This is a genomic window from Xanthomonas sp. DAR 34887 (assembly GCF_041245805.1).
GTDB classification, from domain to species: domain Bacteria; phylum Pseudomonadota; class Gammaproteobacteria; order Xanthomonadales; family Xanthomonadaceae; genus Xanthomonas_A; species Xanthomonas_A tesorieronis.
Genome location: NZ_CP162490.1, coordinates 689,743 through 707,314, shown reverse-complemented (window position 1 = coordinate 707,314; position 17,572 = coordinate 689,743). Strand labels below are relative to the sequence as shown.

Annotated in this window: 9 protein-coding genes, 2 tRNA genes and 1 pseudogene; 1 reads left to right on the top strand and 11 read right to left on the bottom strand. The window is 63.0% G+C overall.

Annotated elements, in window-relative coordinates:
* Window positions 1–162 precede the first annotated feature (162 nt).
* From AB3X08_RS03130 to AB3X08_RS03110, 5 genes and pseudogenes are all read right to left on the bottom strand, one after another.
* On the bottom strand, window positions 163–705 hold the full coding sequence (locus AB3X08_RS03130) for a hypothetical protein (protein ID WP_369938642.1): 543 nt from the start codon (window positions 703–705) through the stop codon (window positions 163–165).
* A 158-nt stretch (window positions 706–863) separates the two neighbouring features.
* Window positions 864–995: pseudogene (locus AB3X08_RS03125) on the bottom strand (hypothetical protein); the annotation flags it as partial.
* Between the two features lie 435 nt (window positions 996–1,430).
* Window positions 1,431–3,176, bottom strand: a complete 1,746-nt coding sequence (locus AB3X08_RS03120) for an ATP-dependent nuclease (protein WP_369936168.1) — start codon at window positions 3,174–3,176, stop codon at window positions 1,431–1,433.
* Between the two features lie 129 nt (window positions 3,177–3,305).
* A complete protein-coding gene (locus AB3X08_RS03115; protein WP_369936166.1) occupies window positions 3,306–3,731 on the bottom strand; it encodes a type II toxin-antitoxin system VapC family toxin in 426 nt (141 codons plus the stop codon).
* Window positions 3,731–3,985, bottom strand: coding sequence for a type II toxin-antitoxin system Phd/YefM family antitoxin (locus AB3X08_RS03110; RefSeq protein WP_369936165.1), 255 nt, complete (start codon window positions 3,983–3,985; stop codon window positions 3,731–3,733). The genes AB3X08_RS03115 and AB3X08_RS03110 overlap by 1 nt, the downstream gene beginning before the upstream one ends.
* Before the next feature lie 304 nt (window positions 3,986–4,289).
* On the opposite strand from AB3X08_RS03110, the gene AB3X08_RS03105 reads away from it, so the two are divergent.
* Window positions 4,290–5,135 carry a DUF3883 domain-containing protein gene (locus AB3X08_RS03105; protein WP_369936163.1) on the top strand — a complete coding sequence of 282 codons (846 nt, stop codon included), beginning with the start codon at window positions 4,290–4,292 and terminating at the stop codon, window positions 5,133–5,135.
* A gap of 98 nt (window positions 5,136–5,233) precedes the next feature.
* Here AB3X08_RS03105 and AB3X08_RS03100 read toward each other — a convergent pair.
* The 6 genes from AB3X08_RS03100 to AB3X08_RS03075 all read right to left on the bottom strand — a co-directional run bounded on the left by AB3X08_RS03100 (window position 5,234) and on the right by AB3X08_RS03075 (window position 17,368).
* A tRNA-Ile gene (locus tag AB3X08_RS03100) sits at window positions 5,234–5,309 on the bottom strand.
* A gap of 1,086 nt (window positions 5,310–6,395) precedes the next feature.
* On the bottom strand, window positions 6,396–7,214 hold the full coding sequence (locus AB3X08_RS03095) for a hypothetical protein (RefSeq protein ID WP_369936162.1): 819 nt from the start codon (window positions 7,212–7,214) through the stop codon (window positions 6,396–6,398).
* A gap of 1,045 nt (window positions 7,215–8,259) precedes the next feature.
* Window positions 8,260–8,335, bottom strand: a tRNA-Ile gene (locus tag AB3X08_RS03090).
* A 359-nt stretch (window positions 8,336–8,694) separates the two neighbouring features.
* Window positions 8,695–10,881 (bottom strand): 1,4-alpha-glucan branching protein GlgB, encoded by a 2,187-nt coding sequence (glgB, locus tag AB3X08_RS03085; RefSeq protein ID WP_369936161.1) that lies wholly within the window; start codon window positions 10,879–10,881, stop codon window positions 8,695–8,697.
* The gene (gene treS, locus AB3X08_RS03080) at window positions 10,878–14,237 is read right to left on the bottom strand and encodes a maltose alpha-D-glucosyltransferase (protein ID WP_369936159.1); all 3,360 of its coding nucleotides are present in this window, start codon (window positions 14,235–14,237) and stop codon (window positions 10,878–10,880) included. The genes glgB and treS overlap by 4 nt, the downstream gene beginning before the upstream one ends.
* A complete protein-coding gene (locus tag AB3X08_RS03075; protein WP_369936157.1) occupies window positions 14,234–17,368 on the bottom strand; it encodes a maltotransferase domain-containing protein in 3,135 nt (1,044 codons plus the stop codon). The genes treS and AB3X08_RS03075 overlap by 4 nt, the downstream gene beginning before the upstream one ends.
* Window positions 17,369–17,572 lie beyond the last annotated feature (204 nt).

Below are 17,572 nucleotides of genomic sequence, written 5' to 3'. Positions count from 1 at the left end.
CGGAATTTGCCGCAGCAGACAGATAGTTGCTCGACCAAAAGAGGCTGTCAACGCTTAAAGCAGGACACCCGTAGACATTTGCGGGACATCCTGCGGGAGCGGAGAAAGTCAATCTGACACCGCTATCGATGCACTCAGCCAATCTCCTCTCGCACTGTGGATTCAATCATCATCGCTACCTAACGCTTGGCGAAGTCGCACCCGGGTCCGCCAGCGTCCAACCTCAATGCAGAGGCGATCAAGCTTCACTCGAAAAGCTGTCGCGTCTAGAAAGTAGTTTGGATAGGCAGTTCTGAGTGACCGTACGTCACCGCCGCGAACAACGACCGTATCGAGCGGCTCTCCCGCTGTAGCTCGTGTCTCGTAGTATGCATATAGCGCATTTACCCGGCTCTGCTCGGAGTCAGAAAACGAATAGGTATTGAGCCTTCGCTCGGCGGTATTCAGCACCACAACGTGCCAAGCTGCGGCCGCGCGTCCGGTAGTATGGATCTGGTCTGCCGCGACCGTGTATCCACGAAGCCGAGCACGAACACCCAGTGCCCGCTCCGCGTCGTACAAAGCCTCCATAATCGCGCGGCGACTGACCCCCAAGTATACGCTGGGCGACGCGTGACCTTCCTCATGCGCGAAATATGCACTGGCGAGTGCAAAGAACTCCCCCCAGCCTGCCTGCGGCCGGCCAGCCTTGATCGCCTGTTGCATGAATGTATCCACCGTTTCGACCGCAGTGGCCCAGACGTGCTGGAGCTTCGTCCGGATCTGCAGCTCGACGTGGAGGCCGTTGTAGGCAGATGCGTTCGACGACCGGTATCTATATTTAGGTGAAGGCTTCTATAGCCGTCAATTTTCGGATCAGCGATGTAGTCATCGACCCCGCGAAGCTCATGCTGAAATCGCGAGCTTTCGTAGTTCTCGCGAATGGTGGCGATAGCGCGCGCGTCATGTACGACTGCCCGCAGACCTGCGATGTCTTGCATCTGCTGCAGGTTCATATTCGGCTGGCGCTGCAGTTTACTCAGGATCGAGGGAAGTCGTTTCAACCGCTCGCCCACGACAGCATCAACACCCAATCGTCGCAATTTGTCGCGGAGTGTTGCCTGGAAGGTATTCAGCGGGTAAGCATGCGCGGCCCGCCAGTTGTTCACCACCGCCAGAGCCTGTGTTCGCTCGACGGGCGCCTGCTCCTCGTCTGGGGTTCGGGCGAGTAGCGCCCCAGCCCTCTGGACTTCTCCTCGTGTGTACTCAGGCCTGGCGAAGGTCATGTGTAGTCTCAGCAGAAGTCATGACGGAATCGCACCTGGCTTGAGGTCCGTCGCGGTCCTGGTCCTGGCCGGTCGGCATACGTAGGCACCTGCGAAACCCTGCCGGTGCGGACTAAGTCAGCCCAGCGCGGATGTTTTAGCATTTGACACGACAACCGACCAGGACTAGTCGTTCCATTTTCGAACGGTGTCGGTGAGCTCTTGCATGCGTACGATCCAATCAAAGCGCCCACGCATGATGGCTGTCGTGGTGTGCTCGCGAGAGGCGAGGGCAAGCTCAACCTTATCGATGTTGGTTCGATTGAGCTTGGCTTCTACGTAGGAAGTGCCCTTTTTTGACTTTGATGCGCTGGGGAAAAAGATCTCAAACTGCGCGGGATCGTCAGGATCAGCACTCAGCCGGAGCGCTGATCCAATGACTGAGCCAGGAAGGTAGGTCTCGATCTCTTTGCCAGCCGTTACCCACATGTATCCATCTCGGAGCTTTGCCACTTCTTCTTGAGCTTTCAGCACGCGCGGCTTGAGCGCGCTACCCTTTGATGATTTATCGCTATCACATATCAACACAGCATTACGATTGAGCCGAATCAGCTGAATGAGTTTCTCGGGATTAGGTCCTGTTGGGTCGCCGAAGGTTGTCCGAGCTAAGAGTGAGCCACCATAGAAGGCACAAGCATAGTCTCGGCCTTCCAGCAGCGTGCCTTCGGAGACCAGTTGGATCCAATGGTTGACATAGATGGCATCTGACGGCCCTTCAACCCAGATGATACCGTTCGCTTGCAAGATGTCCGACGCGCGTGCACCCAAGTCACCGACCACCTGCGAGTGATCAAAATGTGCCGAGATCGTCTGTGTCATTGCGGCTATTCCATCATGAGATACCCGAACAAACTGTGCGTGGTCCGAGCGACTGAACTGGTCTAGCGCTGCGCTTGAATGGGTTGTCAGAAAGATCGGGCATTGATTCGCAACTGCGAACGTATCGATAAACTTTAACAGACGGCGCAGCAATGCGGGGTGGAGGTTGTTTTCTAATTCTTCGAAAGCAAATACATACTCGTCTGCGCTTTTCCTCTCAAGCGTAGGAAGTACCAAGAGACTGAGCAGCACGAGGATGACAGTCTTCAAGCCGCTCCCCGAGTTGCTCAGCGGAATAAGTCCTTTGGAAGATTCTTCTAAGAATATTTCCCACTCACCATCGCCATGCTGCTGCACCGAGATTGAAGAGAATGAACCGTCGGGGCCAAATATGTGGTTGAGTGCGCCCCGCAAATCAGCTTGTATGATCTGACGTGTCACCATTATGTTGTCGGCTCGGATGAGATGGTCGCGGATGATGTTGGTCGCTCCTTGCCCATCTGATCGAAGCTCAAGCTTTGTGCCTGCTGGCTCGTTCCTGATGTCGCGATCGGCCAGAATGTGACGGAAGACTTTGTCTACAAACGGAGCTCTGAGCCGGCTAGCCGCCTTATTTAGCTCCATTTCCACTGCCTCGTTAACTTCATGGCGAATAACGTGGCCACGAGCATCATTCTCTCTGGCGTGATGCGCGAGCTCTTCGACAAGCACGTGAGCGTTCTCGATCCAGCTCACCGGAGTGTCGACAAACCGCTCTCCGTGGAATGACCAATTTGTCTCCTGGTGCGGGACGCCAAGAACGCTGGATCGCTGTGCGCCGGAAAAGATCCCTTGCAGAGTCGTCTTATCAAACGTCCCACTGAACTGATACGAAGCAGGAAGGCGTGACTTTGCTCGATCCGGCGAGCAAAGACTCTGAACGACTTTCAACAGCTGCGACTTGCCGGTATTGTTCCGACCTATAATCACATTGATCAACTTGAATTCATCAAAACCGCAATATTCATCCGTGAAGCAGCTTAGACCTTTTATTTTAACGCCGGTGATGGGCATAGCATTCCCTGCAAGTTTGTTCGAGACCCGCGTAGCTTGATCAAATGAACGAGGTTAGGCTAACTTCTAATCCTCACTTCTTTCCATAGCAGACAACTTCAATAACTTTGCGCATAAGCTCGTACGCGATCATGGCAACGCCCCCCATGGATTGACGATGGGAACTCCCGTGGGCTGGAAATCAGGGACGTTGCGCGTAACCACCGCCATACCATGCACCAGCGCCGTCGCCGCGATGAGTGCATCGCGCTCGCCACGCTTGTCGGGTACATGCAACCGGGCGCAGCGTTGCGCTACAGCGGTGTCGATCGGCAATGTGCGCCCGGAGAACTCGGGCAGTACGTGCTGCTCTAGCCACGAGCGCAGCATGGCGCCCTGGGTAGCGTCCTTGCGTTCGATCGACAGAACGCCAAGCTCCAGTTCCATGACGGTGATGGCCGAGATGAAGAGATCGGCGGCATCGACGCTTTCCGCCCACGCCGCCACATTCGCATCCGCTTTGCCGAGCCGCACCTTGCGCAACTCAGACAGCACGTTGGTGTCGAGCACGTACATCACGAAAGATCAGCCGACCGGGCTCCAATCGTCACGCGCGGCGGCTCGAACTCGATGTCTGCAACGCCCGGCATCGCCAGCGCGTCGGCAATGTTGCGCCGCTGCCTGGTCAGCCGTTGGTAGTCCTCGAAGCTCAACAGCACGTGCGCAGGCTTGCCGCGGTCCGTGATGAACACCGGGCCGCTCTTGGTGGCCTTCTTTGCCCGAGTCACGTCCTGATTCAGTTCTCGACTTGATAGGGTTGTGATGGTCATAAGGCACCTCCTAGATCAGCTCTATGTAGTTACGTTACTACAATGACGATCGAGGGGCAAATGACCAATCAACACGGCGACGAGTGCCTTCAGCCAGGCAGCCCTTCCTGTCGAGAACGGGCCAGGTTCATTCCTAACATCCGCTTATTTTCAAGAGCGGACAACATGCAATCGCCGTTGCATGCTGCTGGTAGCCCACCAGCAATCGCTACCACCCGCATCACATCGCAAATGCAGCTATCGCTGCCAGGACTGGCTCCCTACACCTCTGCCAGTTAACCTTGTGACACGCGAGAGGAGCTATATGGCACGAGGCACAGATTGGTCGCATGAAGAAGTGGAGGCCTGCGTCGCCGACTACTTGCACATGCTCACGCTCGAACTGAACGGCCAGCGGTATAGCAAGACCGTCCATGCACGTGCGCTGGCCGAGCGGCTTGACGGGCGAAACCGGGCCGCCATCGAGTTCAAGCACTGCAACATCAGCACAGTCCTTCTCGCACTCGGCTACCCCTACATTGATGGCTACAAGCCGCGTGGCAACTATCAGACGCTGTTGGTCGACGTGGTGGGAGGGCAGGCGCAGTCGAACGATGCACTACACGCCGCCGCTCAATCCGCGGTGCTACGGCCTGCCGTCATGATCGCCCCAGAGGATACGGATGCCGTATGGGTTCCAGCACCGACAGCGGCACGGGTAAGAGAGACACCACCTATCTACCTGCACCGATTCTCGCCTGTCCAACGCGACTACCTGGCACAAGAAGCGCGGAATCAATCGTTGGGCCGGGCCGGCGAGTTGTTCGTAATAGAGCTGGAAACCCGCCGCCTTCATGCAGCCGGCCAAAAACGCCTGGCCAATCGCGTCGAACACATAGCCGCTTCTCAAGGCGACGGCCTAGGCTACGACGTACTCTCCTACGAGATCGATGGCCGAGAACGACTCATCGAGGTAAAGACCACCGCGTTCGGCATCCTGACTCCATTCCATGTCAGCCGCAACGAACTGGCGCGCTCGGAAGCCGATGCTGACAAATACCGCCTCTATCGTCTCTTCGACTTCCGCGCAAAACCACGCCTATTCGATCTCCCCGGCGCCATAGCTTCTCATTGCCATCTTGAGGCAACCATGTACATGGCGCGCCTCTAAGACAATGGCCTCACCAACACAAGAACGGAGTCAGTCTCACTTCCAACGTCCGCTCATCTTGAGGAGCAGACAGAATGAAATCGCCTTTGCACATTTTGTGGTGGGCCCACCAGGATTCGAACCTGGAACCAAAGGATTATGAGCCCTCTGTTCTAACCGTTGAGCTATAGGCCCGGACGCGTCCGGAGCGGGCGGGCGATGCGTCAGCCGCCGGCTTGGCGCCTCTGGCGTGCATGCAGAGGAAGGAGCCGAGGCGCGCATGAGTTTAACGTCCGCGATGGATCTTCCCTGGGTTGTCCATGCGCAGCGGCTTATCAGGCGCTGCGGCGAGTACGCATCCATCGAGAGTAATCGAGGCGCATGAACTCCAAGCGCTACCACAGCGCCCCTAACACCCCGCAATGCCTCACAATGAAATAGCACCCAGGCCCGAGTTTCCTTGATGGAGCGCTTTGGATATACCCATGAATAGCTGCTCTGCCCAGAAAATCTGTTTTTCACAATCATCGCTAGGCACTTTATCCAAAGCGAGAAGAATTGGAGTCAAGTTGACGCTGGCAAAGGCCATGGCGGAACGGTGACATTCTGCAAGCATGTGGAAGTCACCCGCCCTCGCGCACCGCGCAGAGAGATGAAATGGCATAGATTGCTGGCTCTTAAGAAGCAAGCCGGCTAGCGCACCAACGGGATCGCATCTGTCGCCACCCATTGTATCCGCTGCCAGTAACATTCTACACGTTCGGCCATTACCATCCTCTAATGGATGAACTGTTAGCAGTGTTATGTAAGTTGAAAGAGCGAGCGCATTGTTTCGATCCGCTTTCGCAATCCACGCAGCTCGGATTCGAAAAATCTGTCGGCATGCTTCACGAGCCGATACAGGATTGGGGGGCAAGTAATCTCGGCTATATGCGTTAGGCGTTAGAACTCGATTTGCCGTTGTGCGAATTTTCGCCTTATACGCTGTTAACGGGCTCGCCCTAAATATACATGTTTCCAGCGTTCCCGCACTGCGTAATGACCATAAGCCTCGCTTCAAAATTCCGAAGCTTTCAAACTTCTCCATTAGCTTCGCGTGATTCTCCAAGTAGTTTGGCAGACCTTCCGTACTACCGTGCATCAAAAGCGCGGCGACCCATCCGGGCGCCGCGCCATTGAGCGAGGGATATTGTTGCTCACAGACAAGATCGCCAAGGTCAGCGAATGCTGACTGAATCCATCCGGCGCTTGCTGAGAACTGTGGAATTTTCCTGTCTAGAATCATGGTCCATATACGGAGATCAGGTCTGCCGATCCCCCTGTAGCTTGCAGCTTTTGCAGGTTCGCCCAGAGATCGGCATTAGGTCGCGGATCGGGACCTGCGGATGTTGTTCCCTGGGCCTGCGTATTGGCCCCCAGCTGGCGCAAAAACTCCGTCGTCTGAGTCTGTACAGCTTGTGCATTAGCTTGGCTATCATAACTTGGGAAATACTCGGAGAACAGTGCATCCGCTCTGTGATCCCCCATAATCTTCGCCACCTCCATACGAGCGCGAAACGCATTCTGCGTACTTTGATCCACATCGCCCCTGTTGTTTTGAATCTGCTGCTTGAGCTGCGCGACAGCTGCTTCTTCATACGCATAGATAGAGCCGTGCGAAGCTGCATTTTCTAGAACTGAGGCAGCGGAAGTCGTGTCGCCTCTATCCAGCAGCCGCAGTCCCCACAGAGTTTGCGAAAGTGCGTCTGTGCGAGACTTTTTTAGCGTTTCATCCGGAATAGACTTCGCTGCCTCTATTTCCGCTCTGGTTAAGAAGTGGTGGTTTTCCAACCAAGCCCGTTCGTCCTCCGACAGGGCCACCACCCTGGTGTCCCCCGCAAGAATGTCGCCGACCGCAACTTTCCTTGGCGCGAATGACTGCTTCTTGGTGGCCGCTTGCCGGAGTTCTTTCTCTGCAGCGGTGTACTCTCCCAATTGCCTTGGTGCACCGTCTACGTGACCTCCCGAGGATTCAGGAGCGACGTGCTTATAGCTATATGCCGCTACTCCAGCGATTAGCACGAGAGCCAAGACACCAAGTACAACTGCCTTATGTTTCATGATGAAGTCCTTTTTCTTAGTGACAGTAGTACTTCATGGCATACGACCACGTCCGGCAACGAGCGTCAACTTGCGCATCCATCCAGACAGGTATTGCGACGAATGTTTCAATGGCTCCCCACTGAAGTCCAGCTGAGTATGCATTCGCCTGCCCCTCAACATCAGCCTGGAAGATTGGGTAAACACTTGCTGGAATGGCGGCCTTAGCGCCGGCGATCATGTCATTCTTAAGATCAGCATCGCACCAGGCTTTTGTCTGCCACGAGGTTCCATAGCAAACATCGTGTTTGTTGCAAGCCGCTGTAAAGATTCCGCCATACGATGCCGCGGCCACGGGATCGTAAAGGAAACGAGAAAGTCTGGTACGTCCACAGAGGCCGATCCACATCCGTTCTGGATCAGCGGCGGCGGATTATTCACATTGCAGTTCGGTTCTGGGTTGGCGGTGAGGTCTTCACATACCGCTTGGGGATCCGGTTGCCCATACGTCTGGGTATTGTCGTAGCTGCCGGAGCCGCTTCCTCCGCTTCCCCAGCCGGGCGGGACGGACTCCCAGACATAGCAATTGGTGGGCGTACACCACCCACCTGCGTAAGCCAATGTCGCCGCAGTGGTTCCGGTCACTAGGATGGTGCCTATGACTAGGCCGAGAACGTTCCCTCTCTTCATTGCATGGTTCCTTCCAGTTGGAATAACGGCGTGCTCGCGGCGATGCAGCGAACAGACGTAATGGTCAAGCTCCCCGACGGCTTCGACCGTCTGCTTGGAATTTATCTGAAAAACGTTGAGCTTGCATCAAATTGCGCTCGTGGCCTTTGTCGTCGAGCCTTTAGCTGCTACCACGGAAGTTGCAGCGATCTTCTAGGGCTACCCCTCAGTTAAACTGTGTTCCGATGACCCTCATGCGTCGCCGCCGCTGCGCGCCCAGTTCTAGCCTGCGAGCGTCCGTATCATCTTAAGCCGACAGGTGAGAACGGGATCGGTTGGAGTTTCATCTGTCGCCCCATCCAACGGCAGCCCACATGCTATTGCCTTTGCATGCTGATGGTGGGCCCACCAGGATTCGAACCTGGAACCAAAGGATTATGAGTCCTCTGCTCTAACCGTTGAGCTATAGGCCCGGACGCGTCCGGAGCGGGCGGGCCGATGCGTGGCCGCCGGCTTGGCGCCTCTGGCGTGCATGCAGAGGAAGGCGCCGAGGCGGGCGTGAGTTTAGCGTCCGCGGTGGTGTCGTGTCTTCCTGGGCTGTCCGATGCGCGTGCAGCCGCTGACTCGCATGCGTGTTGGCTACCCAGGGCAAAAGGCAGGACTGCGCCTGATTGGGACGCCACCGGCAATCCGCGATGGAAGAGCGTCAGCTCTGATAGTGGGCTGGGAAAGCCCGTCGGGACTGAAGTCCCTCCCACAACAGCCTGCTTTGCCGCAACAGCGCCGCATCGGTGGCCGATGCGGCGCCGCTATCCGCTCAACCGCCCTCCCCTCAATCCTCCAACCCCAACACCAGCACCCCCAGCGGCGGGATGGTCAGCGACAGCGACGCCGCATGCCCATGCGCGCCGACGTTCTCGGTGCGCACGCTGCCGCCGTTGCCGGTGTTGCTGCCGCCGTAGATCTCGGCGTCGGAGTTCAGCAGTTCGCGCCAGCGGCCGCCGCGGGGCACGCCGATGCGGTAGCCGTGGTGCACCAGCGGGGTGAGGTTGGTCACCACCAGCAGCGGGGCGTCGTTGCCCTTGGGCTTGCGCAGGTAGGCGAACAGGCTGTTGTTGGCGTCGTCGCCGATGACCCAGGCGAAGCCGTCGGGGTCGTCGTCGAGGGCGTGCAGCGCGGGGTGTTCGGCGTACAGGCGGTTGAGGTCGCGGACCAGGCGCTGGATGCCGCGGTGGCGCGGGTCGTCGAGCAGGTGCCAGGGCAGCGCGGCGTCGTGGTTCCACTCGGTGGGCTGGGCGATTTCGCAGCCCATGAACAGCAACTTGCGCCCGGGGTGGGTGTACATGTAGCCGAGGTAGGCGCGCAGGTTGGCGAAGCGCTGCCAGTCGTCGCCGGGCATGCGCCCGAGCAGGGAGCGCTTGCCGTGCACCACTTCGTCGTGGGAGATGGGCAGCATGAAGCGCTCGGAATACGCGTAGACCATGCTGAAGGTCAGTTCGCCGTGGTGGTAGCGGCGGTAGATGGGGTCCAGTTCGATGTAGTGCAGGCTGTCGTGCATCCAGCCCATATTCCACTTGTAGTCGAAGCCCAGGCCGCCGTGCGCCAGGTCGGCGGTGACGCCCGGCCAGGCGGTGGATTCCTCGGCGATGGTGATGGCGCCCGGGGCGTGTTCGGCCACGACCTGGTTGAGCCGGCGCAGGAAGGCGATGGTTTCGTAGTTCTCGCGGCCGCCATGGATGTTGGGCACCCACTCGCCGGCGTTGCGGCTGTAGTCGCGGTAAAGCATGGAGGCGACCGCGTCCACGCGCAAGCCGTCGACGTGATAGCGCTGCAGGAATTCCAGGGCGCTGGCGATCAGGAAGCCGGAGACTTCGCGCCGGCCGTGGTTGTAGATGAGGGTGTTCCAGTCGCGGTGGAAGCCTTCGCGCGGGTCGGCGTGTTCGTACAGCGAGGTGCCATCGAAATGCGCCAGGCCGTGCGCGTCGGTGGGGAAATGCGCCGGCACCCAGTCGACGATGACGCCGATGTCCTCGCGGTGGCAGCGGTCAACGAAGCGGGCGAAGCCTTCCGGGCTGCCGAAGCGCGCGGTGGGCGCGAACAGGCCCAGCGGCTGGTAGCCCCAGGAGCCGCCGAACGGATGTTCGGTGACCGGCATCAGTTCGATATGGGTGAAGCCCATGTCGGCGACGTAGGGAATCAGGCGGTCGGCCAGGGCGTCCCAGTCGAGCATGCTGCCGTCGTCGCCGTGCATCCACGAGCCGGCGTGGATCTCGTACACGCTCAGCGGCGCGTTCGGGCTGTGGCGGCGCGCGCGCGACGCCATCCAGGCGTCGTCGCGCCATTGGAACGGGGCGGGATCGGGCACGATGGAGGCGGTGCCGGGCGCCAGTTCGGCGCGGCGCGCGACCGGGTCGGCCTTGGCCGGCAGGTCTTCGCCGCGCGGGCCGCGCAGGGCGTATTTGTAGTGCGCGCCGGCAGCGACGCCGGGCACGAACAGTTCCCACACGCCGGCCTGGTGGCGCAGGCGCATCGGGTGGCGGCGCGCGTCCCAGGTGTTGAAGTCGCCGATCACCGCCACGCGGGTGGCGTTGGGCGCCCACACGGCGAAGCGGGTGCCGCGCACGCCGTCCACCTCGACCACGTTGGCGCCCAGCGCGTCGGCCAGTTGCAGGTGGTGGCCTTCGGCGATCAGGTGCAGGTCGAAGTCGCTGAGCTGCGGGCCGAAGGCGTAGGCGTCCTCGGTCTCTTGCTCGCCGCCGGGCCAGCGGATGCGCAGGCGGTAACGGCCGTCGTCGGGCAGCGTGGCGGCGAAGAAGCCCGGGCTGGGGCCTTCCTGCAGCGGCACCTCGCGGCCGTCGTCGAGCACCGCGCTCACCGCGTCGGCGCCGGGCTGGTAGCTGCGCAATACGCGCGCCTCGCCGATGCGGTGCGCGCCGAGCACGGCGAACGGGTCGCCATGGCGGGCGTTGGCGAAGGCGCGCAGTGTCGCTTCGTCCCAGGCGTGGCCGGCATCACTCATCGAATCGCCTCCTGCGGCGCGGGAAAGCGCTCGAGTATGCGCAACAGTCCCTGTATGGGCACCATGATCCAGGCCGGGCGGTTGGCGGCTTCGTAGCGAATTTCATAGCTGGCCTTTTCGATCAGGAACAACAACGTGGTGGCCTCGAACGCGGCCGGCGCCACCCACGGGTGCGGGCTGGCGTCCAGGACCGCGCGGTAGGCGGACAGGAAGGTGGCGCTGGCGCGGCTGCGGAACGCGGACAGGAACGCATCCAGCGCGCTGTCCAGGCCGACCCCGACGCGCGCGGCGGTGCCCTCTTCGCCGCGTGCGGAGACTTCGCTGGCGTAGTCGAGCGAGCGCAGGAAACCGGCCACGTCGTGCAGCGGGCTGGCCTTGGCGCGGCGTTCGTCCAGCGACTTGGCCGGCTCGCCTTCGAAGTCGATCAGCACCACGTCGTCGAACGCGACGAGAATCTGGCCGAGGTGGAAATCGCCGTGCACGCGGGTCAGCAGCGCGCCGTCGAGCAGGGCCGGCGCCTGTTGCAGCCAGGCGTCCAGACGCGGGCGTTGCGCGAACAAGGCGTCCACCGCGGCGCGCTCGGCGCCGTCCTCGCTGCTGTCGCGATGCGCGGACAGGGTCTCCCACATCGCCTGCACCTCGTGCTCCACGCCGGCGACCACCTGCCGCGCGGCCGCGGCATCCACCGGCTGCGGCGCGAACGCGGCGGCGTCGGTGGGTTGGGCCAGCACGTCGTGCAGTTCGGCCAGGCGCTTGCCGACCACGGCGGCGAAGGCGTCGTAGCCGGCGACGCTCTCCTCGCGTGCGGTGTCGTCCTGCGCGGCGGCATATTCCTCGGCGCCGCGCGCCAGGTGGTCCAGGGTCCAGCGCCAGGCGTCGCCCTGGTTGCGCACGAAGCCCTGCAGCAATGCCAGCGTGGTCTCCACGCCGTGCGCATCGACGCGGGTGACGTGGCCGAACAGGGGCGCGGCGTTGGCGTAGCCAATCGCGGTCAAGCGCTCGCCGAGTTCGATCTCGGGGTTGGCGCCGGCGGAGACGCGGCGCAGCAGTTTGAACACCGCCTTGTCGCCGACGATCAGCGAGCTGTTGCTTTGTTCGGCCGACAGCCAGCGGATCTCAGCATCGTCGGCGATGTCGACCGCGGCCAGCGCCGGCGTGGGGCAGAAGCGGATCTGTTCGGGCGCGGCATCGGCCCCGGCGTGGGTTTCGCCATCGACCGACAGCACCGCGCCGGCGCGCAGGGCGGCCAGCGTGGTGTGGGTCAGCGACTTGAGCGCGAAGCCGTCGGTGAGATACCCCACTTCGCGGCCGTGCCGCACCCGCGCCAGCGCCAACTGCTCGGCGAGCACGCTGGGTTGCTCACGATCCCAGACGATGCCCAGCGGCAGCATGTAGCGCTCGTATTCGCCATGCTCCAGTTCTGCCTCGATCTCCAGCATGGTCAATGCGTCGGCGCCCGGCAGCGGCGTGCGCCGCGCGATGCGCACGCTGCGCAGCGCGCGGTCCTTGGCCGCGAACCAGCGCCGCGTGGACAGCCAGGTCGGCAGCACGTCGCGCTCCAGCGTGCCCAGGTGCGGCAGCAGCGCGTCGGCATCGACCGTGCCGCGCAGCACCAGGGTCTGGTAATCCGGCAGCGGCATCGGCGCGGGCACGTGCCAGTCCGGCAGCGTGGCGTTGCCGACCAACTGGAAGGCGTAGAAGCCGAACGCCGGCACGGTGAGCAGGTAGGTCAGGCGCCCGATCGGCGGGAAGCTGCCGCCGCCGATGATGTCCACCGGCACGCGGCCTTCGAATTCGGACAGGTCCAGTTCCACCGCCTGCAGCGTGTGCGACAGGTTGGCCACGCACAGCACGGTCTCGTCCTCGTGGCAGCGCAGGTAGGCGAGCAGGCGGCGGTTGCCCGGATACAGGAAGCGCAGCTGGCCGCGGCCGAAGGCGCGGTAGCGCTTGCGCACGGAGAGGATGCGCCGGGTCCAGGTCAGCAGCGAATGCTGGTCGCGCTGCTGCGCCTCGACGTTGACCGCCTGGAAGCCGTACAGCGGATCCATGATCGGCGGCAGCACCAGCGCGGCCGGGTCGGCGCGCGAGAAGCCGCCATTGCGATCGATCGACCACTGCATCGGCGTACGCACGCCGTCGCGGTCGCCGAGGTGGATGTTGTCGCCCATGCCGATCTCGTCGCCGTAGTACAGCACCGGCGTGCCGGGCATGGTCAGCAGCAGCGAGGTCATCAGCTCGATGCGGCGGCGGTCGCGCTCCAGCAGCGGCGCCAGGCGCCGGCGGATGCCGAGGTTGATGCGCGCGCGGCGGTCGGCGGCGTAGGTCTGCCACAGGTAGTCGCGCTCCGAATCGGTGACCATCTCCAGGGTCAGTTCGTCGTGGTTGCGCAGGAAGATCGCCCACTGGCAGCTCTCCGGGATTTCCGGGGTCTGGCGCATGATGTCGGTGATCGGGAAACGGTCTTCGCGCGCGATGGCCATGTACATGCGCGGCATCAGCGGGAAGTGGAACGCCATGTGGCATTCGTCGGCGTTCTCGCCGAAATACTGCTGGGTGTCTTCCGGCCACATGTTGGCTTCGGCCAACAGCATGCGGTCGGGGTATTCGGCATCCAGCGTGGCGCGGATGCGGCGCAGGATGGCGTGGGTCTCGGGCAGGTTCTCGTTGGAGGTGCCGTCGCGTTCGATCAGGTACGGCACCGCATCCAGGCGCAGGCCGTCCACGCCCAGGTCGAGCCAGAAGCGCATCACTTCCAGCACCGCTTCCAACACTGCCGGGTTGTCGAAGTTCAGGTCCGGCTGGTGCGAATAGAAACGGTGCCAGAAGTATTGGCCGGCGACCGGGTCCCAGGTCCAGTTGGAGTTCTCGGTGTCGCAGAAGATGATGCGGGTGCCGGCGTAGTCCTGGTCGCTGTCGGACCACACGTAGAAGTCGCGCTCCGGCGAGCCGGCCGGCGCGTTGCGTGCGCGCTGGAACCAGGGGTGCTGGTCGGAGGTGTGGTTGATGACCAGCTCGGTGACGATGCGGATGCCGCGCGCGTGCGCTTGCGCCACGAAACGTTCGAAGTCGGCGATGCTGCCGTAGTCCGGATGCACCGCCATGTACTCGGCGATGTCGTAGCCGTCGTCGCGGCGCGGACTGGGATAGAACGGCAACAGCCAGATGGTGTCCACGCCGAGGTCGGCGATGTAGTCGAGCTTGGAGATCAGGCCGGGGAAATCGCCGATGCCGTCGTCGTTGGAGTCGAAGAACGACTTGACGTGCACTTGGTAGATGATCGCGTCCTTGTACCAGAGCGCGTCGCGCACGAGCGGGCGCGCCTGGCTGTCGGCGGACACTGCGACTTCGAGGTTCATGCACTTGCTCCGACGCGGATGCGCCATAGGGAAAACGGCCGCGAAGGATCGAGGCGAATGGTCTGCTGCTTGCCGTGCCAGGCGAATTCATGGCCGTCCCACAGGTCCTGCACCGCGACGCTGGCGTGGTCGGGCAGGCCCAGCTCCCACAGCGGCACTTCGATCTGCGCGTCCTGCGCGGCATGCGGATCCAGGCTGACCGCCACCAGCACCAGGCTGCGGCTGCGCGCCAGGTGTGCCTCATCGAGGAACTTGCCGAAGTACAGCACCTGGTCGTTGTGCGCCACGTAGAAGCGCGTGCCAAGGTGCGACTGCAGTTCCGGATGCTGGCGGCGCAGCAGGTTGAGGCGGGTGATCTCGTCGACGATGTCGCCGGGCGCGCGCTCGGGCCAGGCGCGCAGCTGGTATTTCTCCGAGTCCAGGTATTCCTCCTTGCCCGGCGCCAGCGGCGTGGCTTCGCACAGTTCGAAGCCCTGGTACATGCCCCACAGGCCGGACAGCGTGGTGGCCAGCGCGGCGCGGATCAGGTGGCCGCCGCGGCCGCTCTGTTGCAGGAACACCGGGTTGATGTCCGGCGTGTTGACGAAGAAGTGCGGGCGGAAGCATTCGCGCGGCGTGCCGCTGTTGAGTTCTTCGATGTAGGCCCGCAGCTCGGCCTTGTGCTGGCGCCAGGTGAAGTAGGTGTAGGACTGCGAGAAACCGACCTTGGCCAGCCGGTACATCGGCTTGGGCCGGGTGAAGGCTTCGGACAGGAACACCACCTGCGGATGGCGCCCGCGCACCTCGGCGATCAGCCATTCCCAGAACGGGAACGGCTTGGTGTGCGGGTTGTCGACGCGGAACAGGTGCACGCCTTCGTTGACCCAGAACAGCACCGCGTCGCGCAACGCGTTCCATAGCTCGGGCACCGCGCCGCTGGCGTAGAAATCGACGTTGACGATGTCCTGGTACTTCTTCGGCGGGTTCTCCGCGTACGGGATCGAGCCGTCGGCGCGCCAGGTGAACCAATCCGGATGCTCGCGCAGCCAGGGATGGTCCGGCGCGCACTGGATCGCGAAATCCAGCGCCAGTTCCAGGCCCTGCGCCGCCGCGGCGGCACGCAGCCGGCGGAAGCCTTCGAGCCCGCCAAGTTCGGAATGCACCTCGGTGTGCCCGCCTTCGGCCGAGCCGATCGCGTACGGGCTGCCGGGCTCGCCGGGCTGCGCGGTCACCGCGTTGTTGCGGCCCTTGCGGTTCTTTTCGCCGATCGGATGGATCGGCGGCATGTACAGCACGTCGAAGCCCATCGCACGGATGTGCGGCAGCCGCGCGATGACGTCGTCGAAGGTGCCATGGCGCGCGGGGTCGCCGCTCTGCGAACGCGGGAACAGTTCGTACCAGCTGGAGAAATGCGCGCCGCGGCGCTCGGCCTCGACGCGGAAGGTCATCGGGTATTCGGTGCGGAACGGCTTGTCGTCGGCGCGCGCCATGGCCTCGGCGGTGCCGGGTTCCAGCAGGATTTCGGCGCGTGCCGCAGGATCGTCGCTGCGCGTGATGCGGGCGACGATCGCCTTCAGCCGCGCCGCCAATGCGCCGCGGCTGCGCGCGCGCGCCGCCTCGACCTGGGCCAGCGCTTCCTGCACGTCCACCGGCAGCAGCGTGCCGGCGGCGCGCTTCTTTTCCAGGTCGGCATGGGTGGTGGCGAAGACGTCGCGCCAGGCCTCGATGCGGAATTCGTAGCGGCCCAGCCGTTCCAGCGGAAATTCACCGCGCCAGCGGTCGTTGCCCAGCGCGCGCATCGGCGCGGTGGACCAGGTGCGTGCGTCGGCGGCTCGCCACAGCAAGGCAACGGCGATGCGGTCGTGGCCGTCGCAGAACGCGTCGGCTTCCACGCAGATGCGGTCGCCGATTGTGCGCTTGACCGGGAAACGGCCATCGTCCACCGACGGCGTCACCGTCTCGATGCAGATCCGCGGCGCAGCGGCGGCGACATCGGCCGGCGTGCGCGCACGCGCGGCGGCCAGCACCGGACGCGCCGGCACGCTGCGATAGACGCGCACTTCGCCCGCTTCCAGGGTGCCGCCCTGGTCGCCCTGGATCGGCTCGCCCTGGTCGCTGAGCAGCGCTTCGCTGTCGCCGAGCAGGCGCAGCAGCGCCGACCCCGGCACCGGCAGCAGGTGGTCGCGGTCGCTGTTGAGCAGCACCAGCCACGGCGCGGCGCCCAGCGGCTCCACGGCGACCGCGGTCAGCGCACCATCGCGCAGCAGCGGGCGCAGGCGCAGATCGCGCGTGGCATCGACTGCGATGGCCGGTGCGTCGTCGGAGTCGGTATTGGCCGGTGTCGGCAATGCGGTGGGTTCGGCGATCGCCCAGGCATCGCCGAACGCCGACGCCAAGCGGACGCGTTGCGCGCGCTGCAACGGCGGCTGCGCATCCGACGGCGCATCGGGGTCGATCGTGGCGATGACGCTGCGCGCCAGGCTGCGCAGCGCCACGTCCTCGTCGAAGAACCAGCTGCCGCGTCCGTCCCACCAGGCCAGCGAGGAGAACGCCGCATCGAAGCCGGCGCCACGCAACTCGCGCAAGGACTCCAAGCCCAGGCCGGGAGTCCAGGCCAGGAAGCGCGCATCGGGCATGTCCGCCTGCACGTCGGCGATCAGGTTGCGCCACAAGGTGGCCGGCACGCGTTGCGGCTGCAGCACGCGGAAACCGGTCAGGCCGCCGCGCAGCCAGTCGCGCAGCCGCCCCGCCCACCACTGCGCCAGACCCGCGCCTTCCTCGGCGTAGGCGAAACGGCCCTGGGCGATGTCGGGCGTGCCGCGCTGTGCGCGTGGATCCGGCAGCGCGGAGCTGCGCGCGCGGAACCAGTGCGGATGGTCCTGCAGCAGCCGGCTGCCGCCGCCGATCTCGTCGATGCGCAGGTCCACCAGCAGCTTCAGGCCGTGTGTCTGCGCCAGCGACAGCCACTGCTGCAGCTGCGCGTCGCCGGCGGCATCGTCGGCCGCCGGATCCGCCAATCGCCCCTGCGGGTCCTGCGCGAATGGCGTGGGCAACACCACATGGTCGCAACCGTTGGCGCGCGCGGCCGCCATCACGGCCTCCACTGCGGCCGTATCGTGATGGGTCAAGGGGGACAGCAGGCAGACATGCATTCGAAGATCCCGTTCGCGTGATGGGGAGTGCACGATCCGGACAACGTCGCTTGCCATCGGCAGCCGGATCGGCCGTCGCACAAGACGGAAGCGGAAGGGCATCTGCACAATGCGCCGCATCCTGCAGTCGGATTCGATGCGGGGCACCGACGCCGCTCGAGACGATGCGAGGCCAGGTGCAACGAGACCACAGCGGATGCCAAT

What these genes read in the sequence shown, in the direction of transcription:
- AB3X08_RS03130 (WP_369938642.1), bottom strand. Translation starts at nt 705, where the DNA reads ATGCAACAGGCGATCAAGGCTGGCCGGCCGCAGGCAGGCTGGGGGGAG.
- AB3X08_RS03120 (WP_369936168.1), bottom strand. Translation starts at nt 3,176, where the DNA reads ATGCCCATCACCGGCGTTAAAATAAAAGGTCTAAGCTGCTTCACGGAT.
- AB3X08_RS03115 (WP_369936166.1), bottom strand. Translation starts at nt 3,731, where the DNA reads ATGTACGTGCTCGACACCAACGTGCTGTCTGAGTTGCGCAAGGTGCGG.
- AB3X08_RS03110 (WP_369936165.1), bottom strand. Translation starts at nt 3,985, where the DNA reads ATGACCATCACAACCCTATCAAGTCGAGAACTGAATCAGGACGTGACT.
- AB3X08_RS03105 (WP_369936163.1), top strand. Translation starts at nt 4,290, where the DNA reads ATGGCACGAGGCACAGATTGGTCGCATGAAGAAGTGGAGGCCTGCGTC.
- AB3X08_RS03095 (WP_369936162.1), bottom strand. Translation starts at nt 7,214, where the DNA reads ATGAAACATAAGGCAGTTGTACTTGGTGTCTTGGCTCTCGTGCTAATC.
- glgB (WP_369936161.1), bottom strand. Translation starts at nt 10,881, where the DNA reads ATGAGTGATGCCGGCCACGCCTGGGACGAAGCGACACTGCGCGCCTTC.
- treS (WP_369936159.1), bottom strand. Translation starts at nt 14,237, where the DNA reads ATGAACCTCGAAGTCGCAGTGTCCGCCGACAGCCAGGCGCGCCCGCTC.
- AB3X08_RS03075 (WP_369936157.1), bottom strand. Translation starts at nt 17,368, where the DNA reads ATGCATGTCTGCCTGCTGTCCCCCTTGACCCATCACGATACGGCCGCA.